This is a genomic window from Herbiconiux flava (assembly GCF_013409865.1).
Classification (GTDB): Bacteria; Actinomycetota; Actinomycetes; order Actinomycetales; family Microbacteriaceae; genus Herbiconiux; species Herbiconiux flava.
In genome coordinates, this window is sequence record NZ_JACCBM010000001.1 from 1,205,922 (window position 1) to 1,222,265 (window position 16,344).

Consider the following 16,344-nt stretch of genomic DNA (forward strand, 5'->3'; position numbering starts at 1 on the left):
TCGCCCCCGGTGTCGGTGGCGCCCGATATCATCGGCAGATGCCGTTCCGCAGCAAAGAGACCCTGGAGGCCTGGCTCGATGAGTTCCGCACCACCCGCGAGGGGGGTCAGCTCATCAACGTCCTGGTGCAGCATGGAGGCGATGGTGCCGACACCGGCCTCGTCGTCGTGCCCCTGAAGAACGAGACCACCGAGATCTACATGCAGCCGGCGAGCGTGGGCGATCCGCACTGGACCGTGACGCTCGGCGAGCGCACCAAGCCCCTCGAGCTCTCGTCGCTCGACCTCCAGGCACTGGTGGCCGAACTCGCGGTCGCGGCGGCCCTCTGCCAGTTCCTGCAGGACAAGTCGGCCTCCCACACCGAGGCCTGACCCGCCCCACCTGACACGAGAGGTGTCAGGTCGAGCGGGCGGGTCAGTCGCCGAGCACGGCCCAGCCGTGCGGCGGGAGGCTCGCCCGGCCCGCCGCCAGCGACGCCGAGCCCGCCAGCACCGCCGAGGCGCCGCCCGCCGGCACAGCGACGGCCTCGTCGCCGATGTTCAGCGCCGTCACCACCGCGCCCGATCCGGTGGCCGTGCGCACGACCAGCGCCGTGTTCGTGACGTGCAGCACGTCCGACCGTGCCGAGTGCAGCCACGCGTGCCGCCGCCGCAGCGCGATCAACTCACCGTGCAGAGCGAGCAGCTCGCGCGCATCCGGCCCGGCGCCCGGCAGCGAGGAGGGCAGCGACTCCACCGACGGCGGCGAGTCCGGGAACTCCGGCCGCACCGCGTCGTCGCCGCCGAGCCGCTCCTCCTTCACGGCGCGCAGCCCGTACTCGTCGCCCGCGTAGACCATCGGCGTGCCGGCGAGGGTGAACAGCAGGGCGAGGGCGTGCGGCAGATGCCGCGCATCCGGGATCGCCGACGCGATGCGTGACACGTCGTGATTGCCCACGAAGGTGGTGGGAACGAAGCCCTCGAGCAGCTCGTTGCCGCGCTCGACCGCATGCTTCAGCTCGAACAGGTTCGCGTCGGCGATGCCGTGCCAGAGTCCCTGCCACAGCTCGTACTGGGTGAGCGAGTCGAGCCCCGACTCGGCCACGATCGCGAGCGCGTCGCCGTGGATCACCTCTCCCGTGAACCAGGCGTCCGGATGCACGTCCCGCACCCGCGGCAGCACCTGCGCCCAGAACGCCGGCGGCACCGCGTACGCCGCGTCGAGCCGCCAGCCGTCGGCGCCTCGGCCGAGCCAGTAGGTCATGACCTCGACCACGAGGTCGGCCACGGCGGGGGAGGAGTGGTCGAGCGCGACGAGCTGGTCGTGCCCCTCGAAGACGTCGGCCCGCACGGGGTCGCCGGGCTGCCAGCCCTGCCAGTCGACCCGGAAGAGTGCCGCGGTCGCGGCAGACGGCCCCGATTCCTCGAGGGCCGCGAAGGCCGGATGAGCGCGTCCGACGTGGTTGAAGACACCGTCGAGCAGCACGCGGATTCCCCGCTCGTGCGCGGCGGCGACCAGCCGGTCGAAGTCGGCCTCGTCGCCGAGCCGCGGGTCGATGCGGAAGTGGTCGGTCGTGTCGTAGCCGTGGGTGGAGCTCGCGAAGACGGGGCCGAGGGCGAGGCCGTTCAGGCCGAGGTCGACCACGTGGTCGAGCCAGGACTCGATGCGGCCGAGGCGGTGGGCCGGAGCATCCGCCGACGCGCCCTCACCCGCCTCGGGACGCACGGGTGCCCCCGTGAAGCCGAGCGGATAGACATGCCACCACATCACGTGGTCGACCCAGGAGCTCATGCCGTCAGTCAACACCGTTCCGAGGCGGGTGCGGCGAGACCATAGGATTTAGGGCATGTCCAAGGTTCTGAGCAGGCTCCCCGTCGGCGAACGCGTCGGCATCGCATTCTCGGGAGGGCTCGACACCTCCTGCGCGGTGGCGTGGATGCGCGAGAAGGGCGCGGTGCCCTGCACGTACACGGCCGACATCGGCCAGTACGACGAGCCCGAGATCGACAAGGTGCCGGGCCGCGCACTCGAGTACGGCGCCGAGATCGCCCGCCTCGTCGACGCGAAGGCCGCCCTGGTCGAGGAGGGCCTGGTGGCGCTGCAGTGCGGCGCCTTCCACATCCGCTCCGGCGGCAAGACCTACTTCAACACCACGCCGCTCGGCCGCGCCGTCACGGGCACGATGCTCGTGCGCGCCATGAAGGAGGACGGCGTCGACATCTGGGGCGACGGCTCCACCTACAAGGGCAACGACATCGAGCGGTTCTACCGCTACGGGCTGCTCGCCAACCCCCGCCTGCGCGTCTACAAGCCCTGGCTCGACGCCTCGTTCGTGGGCGAGCTCGGCGGCCGCACCGAGATGAGCGAGTGGCTCGTCGAGCGCGGCTTCCCCTACCGCGACTCCACCGAGAAGGCCTACAGCACCGACGCAAACATCTGGGGCGCCACCCACGAGGCGAAGCGCCTCGAGGAGCTCTCGGCCGGGCTCGACCTGATCGAGCCGATCATGGGCGTCGCCGCCTGGCGCGACGACGTCGAGGTCGCCACCGAGGAGGTGTCGGTGCGCTTCGAGGCCGGCCGGCCGGTCGCGATCAACGGTGTCGAGTACGACGACGCGGTCGCGCTCGTCTTCGAGGCCAACGCCATCGGCGGGCGGCACGGTCTGGGCGTCAGCGACCAGATCGAGAACCGCATCATCGAGGCCAAGAGCCGCGGCATCTACGAGGCCCCGGGAATGGCGCTGCTGCACATCGCCTACGAGCGCCTGCTGAACGCCATCCACAACGAGGACACGGTGGCGAACTACCACACCGAGGGCCGCCGCCTCGGCCGCCTGATGTACGAGGGCCGCTGGCTCGACCCTCAGTCGCTGATGCTCCGTGAGTCCATCCAGCGCTGGGTCGGCTCGGCCGTGACCGGAGAGGTCGTGCTGCGCCTCCGCCGCGGCGACGACTACACGATCCTCGACACCACGGGCCCGGCGCTCAGCTACCACCCCGGCAAGCTGTCGATGGAGCGCGTCGGCGACGCCGCCTTCGGCCCCGACGACCGCATCGGCCAGCTCACGATGCGCAACCTCGACATCGCCGACTCGCGCGCGCGGCTCGAGCAGTACGCCCTGGCCGGCATCATCGGCGGCGCGACGGCCGAGCTGGTGGGCGAGCTCGAGCAGGGCGAGGCGAGTTCGATCCTCGAGGGCGGGCACGTCTCCGACTCCGAGGATGCGCTGGAGCGGGCGACGGATGCGGCCTCCGAGGGCGCCGCGTTCGACGCCGGCACCGACTGACGGCCTGCACACGCACGACGGCCCCGGTCGCCCGCTCATCGAGCCGGGCGGCCGGGGCCGTTCGCGTGACCGCTACTCGTCGTAGTTGAGGTTGTCGGCGATGACCTCCTGGTCGTCGCCGAACACGGGGTTGATCTCCTCCGCGTCGTCCTCCTGCACCTCGTCGATGCTGACGGTTTCGTCGAGATCGACGTCCTCCGCGCCGATGTCGGTCAGATCGGGGTCTTCGATTCGGTCGTTCACGTCGGACATGCCGTTCCTCTCGGGGAAGTCGATAGCTGCAACCCCTCCAACTTACGCACCTTTCGGGCAGCGGGAGGAGTGTACTGAGGAGATGTCCCCCACTCACCCCAGTGCCTCGGCCCAGCCGCCCGCCGGACGCTCGCTCTGGCGCGACCGGCCCGCCCGCGCATCCGTCGCGACGCCGTTCGACCCGACCCCCGTCTACGACGTCGCCGTGGTCGGCGCCGGCCTGACCGGGCTGATCACCGCCCTCCGGCTGGCCCGCGCCGGCAAGCGCGTCGTCGTGCTCGAAGCCCTCGACATCGGTGCGCTGGCGTCGGGCAACACGACCGGGAAGGTGTCGCTGCTGCAGGGCAGCCGCTTCTCGAGCATCCGCTCTCACCACTCGTCGCGCATCCTGAAGGCCTATGCCGCCATGAACCGCGACGGGCAGGAGTGGCTGCTGGGCTTCTGCGAGGAGCAGGGCGTGCCGGTCGAGTACCGCACGGCCTACAGCTACGCCCAGCACGCCGACCCGAAGGCGGCCGACACGGTCGACGCCGAGTACCGCGCCGCCCGCGAGGCCGGGCTGCCGGTGTCGCTCGTCACGCCCGACGACGTCGACGTGCCGTTCCCCTTCGCCTTCGGCGTGGCCCTGCCCGAGCAGGCGCAGCTCGACGCGATGGACGTGCTGGAGGCGCTCGCCGCCGCCTTCACCGGTCTCGGCGGGGTGCTGCACACGCAGACCCGCGTCACGGGGGTGCGAGCGTCGAAGCCGGCGCACGTCCGCACCAGCCGCGGCGAGCTGCGGGCGCAGTCGGTGGTGCTCGCGACCGCGACGCCCATCCTCGACCGGGGCCTCTACTTCACGAAGGTCGAGGGTCTTCGCAGCTACGGGCTGGCGTTCGAGGTTCCGGATGCCCGTCCCGGCGCACTCCCGGACGGCATGTTCATCTCGGTCGGCGACTCGGCCGCCGAGGGTTCGCGGTCGGTGCGCACTGCCCCGCACGAGGGGACGGAGCTGCTGGTCATCGGCGGCGACGGCCACTCGGTCGGACGGCCCGGCGACCGCTCCGAGAAGGAGCGCGTGGAGCAGCTCGAGCGCTGGACCGAGGAGCAGTGGCCCGGTGCGCGGCTGACCCACGCCTGGTCGGCGCAGGACTACGAGTCGCACAACCTGATCCCGTTCGTCGGCGCCCTGCCCCGCGGCCGGGGACGGGTCCACGTCGCGACCGGCTACGCCAAGTGGGGGCTGACGAACTCGGCGGGGGCCGCCATCCGGTTGACCGACGAGCTCACCGGGACGCCCCGGCGTGATCGGGCCCACTGGCAGACGGTGCTCGGCACGCGGCTCACGCGGCCGGCCGACCTGGCCAAGGGGGCGGCGGCAGGAGCATCCGTGGGCCTGCAGACGGTCAAGGGGTGGCTGGGCGCCGAGACGCGGTCGACCCCGGTGCCGCAGCCGCGCGAGGGCGAGGGCGTGGTCGCGAATTCGGGAGGGCGGCCCGTCGGCATCTCGACGGTGGACGGCACGACCTGCGCCGTCAGCGCGGTCTGCCCGCACCTCGGCGGGGTGCTGGCGTGGAACGACTCCGAGCGCAGCTGGGACTGCCCGCTGCACGCCTCGCGGTTCGCGGCCGACGGCACGCGGCTGGAGGGGCCGGCGCTGAGCGACCTGCCGACGCTGCCGCGCACGCGTCACCGGCACAGCGTGTAGGGGTGCGGGCCCCCGTCTTCCCCGGTGTCGGTGGTCATGTGTACGCTGTTCACATGACCACCACCGAGGCGCCGGCGCACTGGAAGCGGAACGCCGGTCTGTTCCTCACGGGGCAGACCGTGTCGCTGTTCGGGTCGATGATCGTGCAGTACGCGGTGATGTGGTACGTCACCTTCGAGACCAGGTCGGGGCTGGCGGTCGCGCTCTACGCGCTCGCCGCCTTCCTGCCGCAGGGCATCGTGTCGATCTTCGGCGGGGTGATCGCCGACCGGGTCAACCGCAAGGTGCTCGTGATGATCGCCGACAGCAGCATCGCGCTGGCGACGCTCGCGCTGGCCCTGCTGATGCTGAACGGGCTGACCGATCTGTGGATCATCCTCGTCGCGGTCGGCGTGCGCTCGATCGGCGCCGGGGTGCAGTCGCCGGCCGTGCAGGCGATGATCCCGCAGATCGCGCCGCCCGATCAGCTGATGCGGGTGAACGGGCTGTTCCAGACCATCCAGTCGGCCATGGCCCTGCTCGCCCCGGCGGCCGCGGGAGCGGTGTTCGGCGTGTTCGGCATCGTGCCGGTGTTCTTCATCGACGTCGTCACGGCCGTGATCGGCGTGGGACTGCTGGCGCTCGTGACGGTGCCGACGCTCGCCTCGATCGCGGCGAAGGAGACCAGCTTCCGCTACGACCTCGTCGAGGGGCTGCAGTACATCTGGCGGCACAAGGTCGTGCGCTGGCTGCTGGTGGTGTTCGCCATCATCTTCCTGCTCACCGTGGCGCCCTCGTTCATCACCCCGCTGATGGTCGCCCGCACCTTCGGCGACGAGGTGTGGATGGTCACGGTGCTCGAGCTCGCGTTCAGCGTGGGCATGATCATCGGCGGCATCCTCGTGTCGACGGTGCTCGCGCGGTTCAGCCGGATGGGGCTGATCCTGTTCGCGACCTTCGGCTTCGCGGTGTTCACCACGGCGCTCGGGCTGAGCCCGAACCTCTGGGTGTTCTACGGCTTCATGTTCGGTTTCGGCCTGCTGGTGCCGCTGTTCTCGGCGCCGTTCATGACGCTCGTGCAGGAGACGGTCGACCCCGACAAGCACGGGCGGGTGTTCAGCTACGTCGGCATCGTGATGGCGCTGGCTGCCCCCATCGGCATGAGCGTGTTCGGGCCGCTGGCCGATGTGATCAGCGTGCAGCTGCTGCTCGTCGTCGCGGGGGCGCTGACCGTGGTCGTGGTGGTCGTCGCGATCGCGTTGCCGTCGGGGCGGGCGGCGATCGCGGCGTCGCGGGCGGTGGCGGTGAAGGAGGTGGCAGAGGGCGGCGATGCGTCGCCCGCGGCCGACGGCGGGGTCGTCGACGCCCCGGCCGAACCCAGCCGGCGTGAGTAGCATCGGAGCATGACGCGCGCGGTCCGGGAATCCCTCATCCGCCAGACCATCGCCGGAGCCGTCCGCGGAGCCCGCGACGGCGAGGTGCTCAGCTGGAAGGGCATCCCGTTCGCGGCCTCGCCCACAGGGGAGCGGCGCTTCCGCCGGCCGCAGCCGCCCGAGCCCTGGCACGAGCTGCGCGATGCGACGGCGTTCGGGGCGATGGCGCCGCAGCACGTGCTGAAGTCGATGGAGGTCGACCCCTCGGTGCCGCTCGGTGAGGATTGCCTGACGCTGAACGTCTGGGCGCCGGCCGGGTCCGCGCCGGGTGCGGCGGGTGCGGCCGGCAGACCGGTCATGGTCTGGATCCACGGCGGCGGCTACTTCGCCGGCTCGACCGCCCAGCGCTTCTACGACGCCACCACCCTCGCGGCCGAGGGCGACGTCGTCGTGGTCACCGTCAACTACCGCCTGGGCATCCTGGGCTTCGTCGACTTCTCGAGCCTGAACCCCGGCACCGACTCCGCGTTCCGCCACGGCTTCGACGCGAACGTCGGCCTGCGCGACCAGATCGCGGGCCTCGCGTGGGTGCAGCGGAACATCGCCGCGTTCGGCGGCGACCCCGGCAACGTCACCCTTTTCGGCGAATCGGCCGGCGGAGCATCCGTCATCGCATTGATGGCGTCGCCCCTGACCACCGGCCTGTTCCACCGGGCCATCGCGCAGAGCGCGCCCGTCACCTCGGTCTACGGCCGTGAGCGCGCCGCGACGGTGGCGCACCGCTTCCTCGACATCGTCGGCATCGATCCGGGCGACGCCCACCGGCTGCGGGAGCTCGACCCCTTCGACCTGGTCGATGCGGGCGCCGAGCTGGTGCACGAGGTCTCGGGCGCGGTGCCGGGCACCCTGGCGATGGCCCCGGTGATCGACGACGAGGTCGTGCCCGAGTATCCGCTGACGGCGTTCCGCGAGGGGCACGTGCCCCGCATCCCGCTGATCATCGGCACGAACCACGACGAGTCGTCGTTCTTCAAGCTGATGCGCTCGCCGCTCCTGCCGATCACCTCCGAGAAGGTCGAGCAGATGTTCGCCGAGATCGCCGCCGACAACCCCGGCAGCCCCGGCTTCGACGAGGCGGGCGCGCGCATCACCGGCGCCTACCCGAGCTACCCGCGCCGGCGCACCCCGGCCGAGGTCTCCCGCGACGCGGGGTTCCGGATGCCCAGCATCTGGCTCGCGGAGGCCCACAGCCGGCACGCCCCCACCTGGATGTACCGCTTCGACCACGCCACCCCCCTCCTCCGGGTCACGGGCATCGGCGCCACCCACGCCGCCGAGCTCGCCTACGTCTTCGGCTCGTTCGCGCCGCGCGGCCGCGACATCGTGTTCGGGCTGGGCGGCCGGGCCGAGGCGCTGCGGGTGGCGGGGCGGATGCGCGGCCGCTGGATCGCGTTCGCCCGCGGTGAGGCGCCCGACACCGACGCCGTGCCCTGGCCTCCCTACGACACCGAGGAGCGCCCCACCCTGATCATCGACCGGGAGGAACGGGTCGACAACGACCCCGACGGCGAGATCCGCGAGGCGTGGGGGCCGGAGATCCTCGCCTTCCGGTGACGCGCCGGGCGAGCATCCGCCCCCGTCCCGAGCCGCGCCCGAGGCGCCTCACCGTCGTGATAGGAATGCTGCATGGTCGCCGAGCAGTTCGTCACGCCGTTCTGGCTCGACCTCGCGGCGACCGGCCTCGGCAGCGTGCAGGGCGCGTCGTTCGCGGCCCAGTTCAAGGACAAGCGGCTCGACCTGCTCGGCGTCGGCCTGATCGGGGTGGTCGCGGGCTTCGGGGGCGGTCTCATCCGCGACCTGCTGCTGAACACGGTGCCGGCCGCGCTGGAGTCGAACTGGTTCATCCCCGTGGCGATCGTCGCGGCGCTGCTGGGCATGCTGCTCGAGCGCGTGTTCACCCGCCTGAACGTGCTCGTCACGGTGCTCGACGCCGTCAGCCTCGGGCTGTTCTGCGCGATCGGCACCAGCAAGGCGCTCGCGTTCGGCCTGCCCGTCGTGCCTGCCATCTTCGTGGGCATCGTCGCGGCGGTCGGTGGAGGCATGCTCCGCGACATCCTGCTCGGGCTGCCGATCGGTGTGATGCACGTCGGATCGCTCTACGCCGTCGCGGCGGGCGCCGGTGCGATCTTCCTCACGGTGGCGTTCGGGATGGGCTCGAACATCACCGTCGCGGGCATCGGCTGCGTGATCGTCACGACCCTGATCCGCCTGCTGGCCGTGCGCTTCGGCTGGAGCCTACCCGAGCAGCGCACCATCAGCACCCTCCGGCGGCTGCGCCGGCAGAAGCGCGCCTGAACGTTTCGTCGCCGGGCCCCGTTGTCCGAGGATGAGGCCGTCGGCAGCCCTCCTTGCACACCGGCCTCAGGCCAGGTGCAAAGAAACGCCATAGGGCTCTGCCAGCTTCGCTGAATACCGTCGAGACCGCCCCCGCCCCCAACGACAGGATGCGCCCATGATGACCACCCGACAGAAGAAGATCGGCCTCTCCGCCCTCGCCGGAGTCTCGCTCTCGGTCGCCCTGGCCGGCTGCGCCACCGATGCGACGGCCGAGTCCGGCTCCGGCTCGGCCGACACGGACTCCACCCCGGCCGCCTCGGCCGCGGCGACCCCCTCGTCGACCGCTGCGGCCGACGACTCGACCGGCTCGTCCACCTACCAGGACGGCACCTACGAAGCCACGGGCAGCTACACCTCGCCCAACGGCCAGGAGGAGATCGACGTCTCGCTCACCCTCGCGGGCGACGTCATCACCGCCGTCACGGTCACGCCGGAGGCCACCAACCCGAACTCCGTCAACTACCAGACCCAGTTCGCCGACGGCATCTCCGAGGTCGTCGTCGGTAAGGACGTCGACGAGATCGACGTCTCCCGTGTCGCCGGCTCGAGCCTCACCAGCGGCGGCTTCAACGAGGCCGTCGAGACCATCAAGTCCGACGCGGCCTGACGCCGCCGGTCGTCACCCCACCCGTCGTCGCCGCGCCCGTCTCCGCCATGCTCGCCGATCCCTCCGCTCCCGTCGATCCGTCCGCTGACGGTGCCCTGGCACCGCGGCCGTCGCGGTTCGACTTCGAGGCGATCGGCACGCATTGGCAGATCGAGACGCCGCACTCGCAGCCGCTCGGGCCGGCCACCCGTGCCGCCGTGCTCGAGCGGGTCGAGGCCTTCGACCGCGACTACTCGCGGTTCCGGCCCGACTCGCTCGTCACGGCGCTCGCCCGCGGCGCCGCCGAGGTCGACTTCCCGGCTGACGCAGAGCCTCTGTTCGAGCTCTACGACCGGCTGCACGCCGCCACCGAGGGGGCGGTCGACCCGCTGGTCGGGGCGCGGCTCGAGCAGCTCGGGTACGACGCGGAGTACACGCTGCGTGCGTCGCCCGCGGGTGAGCCCTCGGTTCCGGATGCTCGTGACCGACCCACCTGGCCCACCACCGTCACCCGCACCTCAGCTTCGCCGCGCTCCGGCGTCTCCGTCTCGGCGCCCGCCGGGACCGTCATCGACCTCGGCGCCGCCGGCAAGGGGTATCTCGTCGATCTCGTGGCCTCCGTGCTTCGCGACGCCGGCCACACCGAGTACGTCGTCGACGGGAGCGGGGATCTGGCGCACTCGGGCAGCACCCCCGTGCGGGTGGGGCTCGAGCATCCGCTCGACCCGAGCAAGGCGATCGGCGTCGCCGAGTTCGCCGGCCTCTCACTCTGCGCCTCGGCGAGCAACCGCCGGGCCTGGGGCGGGGGACTCCACCACATCGTCGACCCGCGCACCGGATCGCCCGCCCGCGAGGTGATCGCCACCTGGGTCATCGCTTCCTCGACGGCTCTCGCCGACGGCCTCGCGACCGCCCTCTTCTTCACCGGCGCCCACCAGCTGGCGAAGACATTCCACTTCAGCTATGTCCGCATGTACGCCGACGGGCGCGCCGAGCGCTCCCGTGACTTCCCCGGGGAGCTCTTCGCATGAAAGCACGACTCGACACCTTGATCGGGCGCGTCACCATGTACAACCTGATCGTGCTGGTGCTCGCCGCGCTGGTGGTGACCGCCATCGTCGCCGGCGCGCTGGGGCAGCTGTTCTACACCCCGTTGCAGCTGGTGCTCTCGACGGTGGTCGCGGTCGTCGCGACCGGTGCGGTGAGCTGGCTGCTGGCGCGGCTGTTCCGGACCCGCGCGCACCTGCCGTCGTCGGCGATCTCGGGGCTGATCATCGTCTTCGTCTTCATGCCGACGGCCGACCCGGCCGGGCTCGCGCTGATCGCCCTCACCGGGGCCATCGCAGCGGCGTCGAAGTTCGTGCTGGCCTTCCGGGGGCGGCACGTCCTGAACCCCGTCGCCGCGGCGGCCGTGGTGATGAGCGTGACCGGGCTGTACCCGTCGGCGTGGTGGGTGGCGACGCCGGTGCTGCTGCCCTTCGTGGCGATCGGCGCCTTCCTGGTGCTCTGGCGCACCCGCAAGCTCGCGCTCGGGCTCACCTTCGTGGTGGCCGCCGGGGCGATCACCATCGGGCGGATCATGCTCACCGGAACCGCCTTCCCCGACGCGCTGGTGCTGGCGTTCGGCTCGTTCCCGATCGTCTTCCTCGCCGGCTTCATGCTGAGCGAGCCGCTGACGCTGCCGCCGCGCCGCTGGCAGCAGCTGCTCGTCGCCGTGGTCGTCGCGGTGCCGTTCTCGATCCCGTTCACGCTCGGGAGCGTGTACTCGACGCCCGAGATCGCGCTGGTGATCGGCAACGTCGTCGCCTTCGCGTTCGGCCAGCGGCGCGGGGTGCGCCTCCGCTTCGCGGGCAGCCGCACGCTGACCCCGACCTCGGCGGCGTTCGACTTCGAGCCCGCCTCGCCCGTTCCGTTCCGCGCCGGACAGTACCTCGAGCTGTCGCTGCCCCATGCTCGCACCGATGCCCGAGGTGCGCGGCGGATGTTCAGCATCACCACACCGCCGCCGGCTCGCCTGCACGCGGAGACGCCGGCGCCGGTCTCGCTCGGCGTGAAGCTGTCGGATCCGTCGAGCTCGTTCAAGCGGGCGCTGACCACCCTGTCGCCGGGAGCGACCGTGCACGCGACCTGGGTGGGCGGCGACTTCCTGCTGCCGTCCGACGTCTCGGTTCCTCTGGTGCTCGCCGCCGGCGGGATCGGTGTCACACCGTTCGTCAGCCAGCTCGCCGAACGGGCCCGCCGCGGCTCGGCGGGGGACGTGGTGCTGATCTACTCGGCGTCGGCTGCGGACGAGCTGGCGTACACCGACGAGATCGCCGCCACGGGCATCCGCGTGCTCGTCATCGCGCCCGATCGGCCGGCCGAGCTGCCGCCGGGGTGGACGTACCTCGGGCCGGCCCGACTCACGGCCGATGTGGCGGGCGAGGCGATCCCGGATCTCGCTGCGCGGCGGGCCTACGTCTCGGGCCCTCCCGGGTACGTCGACCATGTCTCGGCGCAGCTGCGGCGGGCAGGGGCGCGGCGGGTACGCACCGACGCGTTCGCGGGGTACTGAGCGGAGCGCCTGACTCGCGCCCGCCTCAGCGGATCGTCGCGTAAGCGTCGAGCGCCGCGCGCCGCGACTCCTTCAGGTCGACCATCGGCTCGGGGTAGGCGGGCGTGCCCGCCTCGGGCACGTAACGGTTCACGTAGGAGCCGTGCTTGTCGAACTTGGAGGCCTGCAGCTCGGGGTTGAAGATGCGGAAGTACGGCGCCGCATCGGGCCCGGACCCCGCGACCCACTGCCAGTTCAGTGCGTTGGCCGCCGGGTCGGCGTCGACGAGCGTGTCCCAGAACCAGGCCTCGCCGACCCGCCAGTCGACCCGGAGGTTCTTGACGAGGAATGACGCCACGACCATCCGCACCCGGTTGTGCATGATGCCGGTCTGCCACAGCTCACGCATGCCGGCGTCGACCAGCGGGATGCCCGTGTCGCCCTGCTGCCATCGCTCGAGCTCGTCGTCGGTGACCTCGGCCCAGGGGAAGCGGTCGAACTCCGAACGCATGTTCTCGGTGGTGATCGAGGGCAGGTGGAAGAGCAGGTGATACGAGAACTCGCGCCAGATCAGCTGACGCAGCACGGCGGCCGCTCCCTCGGCGTCGCTCGAGGCCCGCGCGCGATGCCCGTCGAGCGCATGCCAGAACTGGAACGGGCTGATCTCACCCCAGCGCAGGTGCGGTGAGAGCATCGAGGTGCCCTCCTCGGCCGGAAGGTCCTGGTCGGCGACGTAGTGCGACACCCGCTCGGTGAGGAACGTCTCCATTCGCTCGGCCGCGCCGGCTTCTCCCGGACGCCAGCGCTCGCGCAGGCCGCCGGCCCAATCGGGCACCGGTGCCGCGGGCAGCAGCCCCCAGTCGCCCAGCGCGTCGGACGCGACCTCTCGATGATGTAGCCCGTCGGTCTTCGTCGGCGCCGCCAGCGGATGCCGCGGCGTCGGTTTCGCCATCACCGCGCGGTAGAAGGGGGTGAACACCTTGTACCAGCCGCCCTGCCCGGTCAGCACGGTCCACGGCTCGGCGAGCAGCGAGCCCTGGGAGCTCTCGGCCTCCACCCCCGCCTCCCGCAGACTCGCTTTGAGGTCGCCGTCGATGCCGCGCTCGACCTCGCCGTAACGCCGGTTCCAGAGCACCCGCGTCGCTCCGACCTCGTCGACGAGCCCGGTCACGACCTCGCGCGCCGGACCCCTCCGCAGCGTCAGCGTCAGCCCCACGTCGCGCAGCGACTCCCCGAGCGCCTCGAGCGAGTGATGCAGCCACCACCGCGACGCCCCACCGATCGGCCGGATGCCCGGCGACTCGTCATCGAGCACGTACACGCACACGATCGGATCGCCGCGCAGCACGGCCTCGTGCAGCGCCGGGTTGTCGGCCACGCGCAGGTCGTCGCGGAACCAGACGACGGAAGTTGCTCTCTCGCTCACGTCCCCAGTCAACTCCACGCCGCCGACACCCGCCGCGCCGTCGTGCGGCGGCAGCGCTCAGTGGCCGGAGACGCCCTCGCGGAGCTTGTCGCAGAGACGGGCCAGCTCAGCCAGCTCGTCGGGCGAGAGGTGCCCGGTCATGTGGGCGGTGATCGACTGGGCGTGCACGACGGCGGCCTGGCGGTACACGCCGACCCCCGCATCCGTCAGCCGCACCAGGGTGCCGCGCCCGTCGTTCGGGTCGTCGGCCTTCTCGAGGATGCCCCGCGCGACCAGCCGGTCGACGAGTCGGCTGATGCTCGGCTGGGTGAGCAGCACCTTCTCGCCCAGGTCTTTGATGCGCAGCGTGCGGCCCGGGCACAGCGACAGGTTGAACATGACGTCGTACTCGTTCAGCGACACGATGCTCGACGGGAACTCGGCGGCCAGCTCCCGCATCACGCTCACCTGAGCGCGGAACAACGACTCCCACGCCGCGACCGGCGACACCTCCGCGGCGGCCATGGCACTCCTTCTGCAACGTAGTGGAAGCTCATTCTTCCACGCCGGTGCTCGGGTGAGGCCCGCGCCCGGAGTGCCTGCGCCTTAAATGATTGAGGGCCCGTCGTAGAGGCTAACGACGGGCCCTCTCCCTTGCACCAAGAGTGTCCTGCAATCACATTCCGCGGGAGCTGCCACAGCAAACAACTTCCGCTCCATGAATATATAACGGTCAGATAACGGAGCGCTAGTTATCGAATCGTTATTTTTCTGGGAGTTCGCTGTGTGCCGCGAATGGGGGTCAAACGAGCTCCGATGGCGTGCTCCTTCTGTACTAAGGGCTTGATTCCCCACACAAACAGACATAGAGTCACCGAAACGAAGATTTGCGCAGAAACACGAACAGACGCAGAAGCTGAGGTCAGAGTCGACATGTACGCCATCGAACGCCACGAGCGCATCCACGCTCAGCTCAGCGACGCGGGCCGGGTCACGGTCGTCGACCTGGCGACGAGCCTCGGCGTCACCCCCGAGACCGTGCGCCGCGACCTCGACGCCCTCGAGCGGGCCGGCGTGCTGCGACGGGTGCACGGGGGAGCGGTCGCCAACGGCAAGACGAGCCTCGTCGAGCCGACCGTCGCCGATCGGGCGAACCGGGCCCGCGCGGCGAAGTCCGCGATCGCCGACGCGGCCCTCGCCCTGCTCGGCGACGACTTCAGCGGATCGATCCTGCTCGACTCCGGCACCACCACCGCCGCGCTCGCCGAGCGCCTGGCGCACTGGCGGCCGTCGACGCCCGGCACCCAGCTCACGGTCATCACCAACTCGGTGCCCATCGCATCCCTCCTGCACCTGAACGACGCACTCGAGCTGCACCTGCTCGGCGGCCGGGTGCGCGGTGTCACGAGTGCCGCCGTCGGCAGCCCCGCGATCGACCAGCTCGCGCGCCTCCGCCCCGACATCGCCTTCATCGGCGCCAACGGCCTCAGCGCCGAGTTCGGCCTGAGCACCCCCGAGGAGCACGAGGCCTCGGTCAAATCCGCCATGGTGCGCAGCGCCCGTCGCGTCGTCGCGCTCGTCGACGCGACGAAGCTCGGCGACGAGGCCCTGCACCGCTTCGCCGAGCTGCGCGAGCTCGATGTGCTCATCTCCGACGCCGACCCGGCCGGCACCCTCAGCGCGGCGCTCGACGCCCATGAGGTGGAGGTGATCGTGGCGTGATCGTCACCGTCACCCTGAACCCCTCGCTCGACCGCACGATCGAGCTGTCCGATCGGCTCCTCCGCGGCCAGGTGCAGCGCGCTGCCCGCACCACGCAGCAGCCCGGCGGCAAAGGTGTCAACGTCTCCCGCGCCCTGCACGCGGCGGGCGTCGAGACCCTGGCCATCCTCCCCGGGTCGCTCGACGACCCGATGATCGTCGCCCTCCACGCCGACGGCATCCCGGCGGCGAGCGTCGCGGTGCGGGGCGCCGTCCGCGCGAACACCACCATCACCGAGCCCGACGGCACGACCACGAAGCTCAACGAGCCGGGCGAGCCCCTGAGCGACGAGACGACGGATGCGCTGATGACCCTCATCGTCACCCACTCCCGCGCGGCGAGCTGGCTCGTGCTCGCGGGCTCCCTGCCTCCCGGCGTGCCCTCCGACTTCTACGCGCGGATCGTCCGGGCGGTGCGGCACGATGCCCGCGACCGTGTCGGGGCGACGGATGCACGGCGCACCGCCGACGGCCGCCTCCGTATCGCCGTCGACACGTCGGGCGCTCCGCTGGCCGCCCTGGTGGCGTCGGGCGAGCCCGTCGACCTCATCAAGCCGAACGCGGAGGAGCTGCTCGAACTCGTGCAGTCCCTCCCCGGCGGAGCCGTCCCCGCCGGTGCTGCATCCGAGACCGAACCGGGGCGCCCGACCGGCCCCGAGATCGTCGCCGACCCGGAGCAGCTCGCCGCGGGCGACGAGCGCATCGAGGAGCTGGCCGCGAGCGTGCTGTCCGAGTCCCTGGGCGCGGTGCTCGTCACGCTGGGCGCGAACGGCGCCGAGCTCGTCACGCGGCATGCGGTGCATGCCGCCGCCGCCCCGCGCATCGAGGCGCGCAGCACCGTCGGCGCCGGCGACTGCTCGCTCGCGGGCTACCTCCTCGCCGCCGACGGCGGACGGGACGACCCCTCCCGCCTCGCCCAGGCGATCGCCTACGGTGCGGCGGCCGCCGCACTGCCCGGCTCCACCGTTCCCCTGCCCGCGGAGGCCCCGGCCGACGCCATCGTCGTGAGCACCCGCTCGCGTCGCACCCTCGGCCGGCCCGTCGCCGTTCGCTGAGCATCCGCCCCACCCCCGTCAACCACCACCTCCCGTCACCCCCCCCCCCGC

General features: G+C 71.6%; 15 protein-coding genes. 11 read left to right on the forward strand and 4 right to left on the reverse strand.

Annotation, left to right across the window (positions count from 1 at the left end):
- Positions 1 to 38 precede the first annotated feature (38 nt).
- Complete coding sequence (locus BJ984_RS05715; RefSeq protein WP_179547211.1) at positions 39 to 371, forward strand: hypothetical protein; 333 nt, start codon at positions 39 to 41, stop codon at positions 369 to 371.
- Between the two features lie 43 nt (positions 372 to 414).
- Here BJ984_RS05715 and BJ984_RS05720 read toward each other — a convergent pair whose 3' ends face one another.
- Positions 415 to 1,770 carry an alpha-amylase family glycosyl hydrolase gene (locus BJ984_RS05720; RefSeq protein WP_179547212.1) on the reverse strand — a complete coding sequence of 452 codons (1,356 nt, stop codon included), beginning with the start codon at positions 1,768 to 1,770 and terminating at the stop codon, positions 415 to 417.
- 55 nt (positions 1,771 to 1,825) lie between these two features.
- On the opposite strand from BJ984_RS05720, the gene argG reads away from it, so the two are divergent.
- Complete coding sequence (argG, locus tag BJ984_RS05725) at positions 1,826 to 3,265, forward strand: argininosuccinate synthase (protein WP_179547213.1); 1,440 nt, start codon at positions 1,826 to 1,828, stop codon at positions 3,263 to 3,265.
- Between the two features lie 72 nt (positions 3,266 to 3,337).
- Here argG and BJ984_RS05730 read toward each other — a convergent pair whose 3' ends face one another.
- Positions 3,338 to 3,517 (reverse strand): hypothetical protein, encoded by a 180-nt coding sequence (locus BJ984_RS05730; RefSeq protein WP_179547214.1) that lies wholly within the window; start codon positions 3,515 to 3,517, stop codon positions 3,338 to 3,340.
- Between the two features lie 82 nt (positions 3,518 to 3,599).
- On the opposite strand from BJ984_RS05730, the gene BJ984_RS05735 reads away from it, so the two are divergent.
- The 7 genes from BJ984_RS05735 to BJ984_RS05765 all read left to right on the forward strand — a co-directional run bounded on the left by BJ984_RS05735 (position 3,600) and on the right by BJ984_RS05765 (position 12,093).
- Entirely contained in the window at positions 3,600 to 5,204 is a 1,605-nt protein-coding gene (locus BJ984_RS05735) for an FAD-dependent oxidoreductase (protein ID WP_179547215.1), read from the forward strand.
- 53 nt (positions 5,205 to 5,257) lie between these two features.
- Positions 5,258 to 6,577 carry an MFS transporter gene (locus tag BJ984_RS05740; protein WP_179547216.1) on the forward strand — a complete coding sequence of 440 codons (1,320 nt, stop codon included), beginning with the start codon at positions 5,258 to 5,260 and terminating at the stop codon, positions 6,575 to 6,577.
- 9 nt (positions 6,578 to 6,586) lie between these two features.
- On the forward strand, positions 6,587 to 8,170 hold the full coding sequence (locus tag BJ984_RS05745) for a carboxylesterase/lipase family protein (RefSeq protein WP_179547217.1): 1,584 nt from the start codon (positions 6,587 to 6,589) through the stop codon (positions 8,168 to 8,170).
- Positions 8,171 to 8,242: 72 nt separating this feature from the next.
- Complete coding sequence (locus BJ984_RS05750) at positions 8,243 to 8,911, forward strand: trimeric intracellular cation channel family protein (RefSeq protein ID WP_179547218.1); 669 nt, start codon at positions 8,243 to 8,245, stop codon at positions 8,909 to 8,911.
- A 157-nt stretch (positions 8,912 to 9,068) separates the two neighbouring features.
- A complete protein-coding gene (locus BJ984_RS05755) occupies positions 9,069 to 9,560 on the forward strand; it encodes an FMN-binding protein (protein WP_309298936.1) in 492 nt (163 codons plus the stop codon).
- A 47-nt stretch (positions 9,561 to 9,607) separates the two neighbouring features.
- The gene (locus BJ984_RS05760; protein WP_179547219.1) at positions 9,608 to 10,570 is read left to right on the forward strand and encodes an FAD:protein FMN transferase; all 963 of its coding nucleotides are present in this window, start codon (positions 9,608 to 9,610) and stop codon (positions 10,568 to 10,570) included.
- A complete protein-coding gene (locus BJ984_RS05765; protein ID WP_179547220.1) occupies positions 10,567 to 12,093 on the forward strand; it encodes an FAD-dependent oxidoreductase in 1,527 nt (508 codons plus the stop codon). Before BJ984_RS05760 ends, BJ984_RS05765 begins: the two co-directional genes overlap by 4 nt.
- 25 nt (positions 12,094 to 12,118) lie before the next feature.
- Here BJ984_RS05765 and BJ984_RS05770 read toward each other — a convergent pair whose 3' ends face one another.
- The gene (locus tag BJ984_RS05770) at positions 12,119 to 13,498 is read right to left on the reverse strand and encodes a cryptochrome/photolyase family protein (RefSeq protein WP_179547221.1); all 1,380 of its coding nucleotides are present in this window, start codon (positions 13,496 to 13,498) and stop codon (positions 12,119 to 12,121) included.
- Positions 13,499 to 13,555: 57 nt separating this feature from the next.
- On the reverse strand, positions 13,556 to 14,002 hold the full coding sequence (locus tag BJ984_RS05775; protein ID WP_179547222.1) for a MarR family winged helix-turn-helix transcriptional regulator: 447 nt from the start codon (positions 14,000 to 14,002) through the stop codon (positions 13,556 to 13,558).
- A 408-nt stretch (positions 14,003 to 14,410) separates the two neighbouring features.
- Between BJ984_RS05775 and BJ984_RS05780 the strand changes: the two genes are divergently transcribed.
- Positions 14,411 to 15,199, forward strand: coding sequence for a DeoR/GlpR family DNA-binding transcription regulator (locus tag BJ984_RS05780; RefSeq protein ID WP_179547223.1), 789 nt, complete (start codon positions 14,411 to 14,413; stop codon positions 15,197 to 15,199).
- A complete protein-coding gene (locus tag BJ984_RS05785; RefSeq protein WP_179547224.1) occupies positions 15,196 to 16,293 on the forward strand; it encodes a 1-phosphofructokinase family hexose kinase in 1,098 nt (365 codons plus the stop codon). The genes BJ984_RS05780 and BJ984_RS05785 overlap by 4 nt, the downstream gene beginning before the upstream one ends.
- The last annotated feature ends 51 nt before the right edge of the window (positions 16,294 to 16,344 follow it).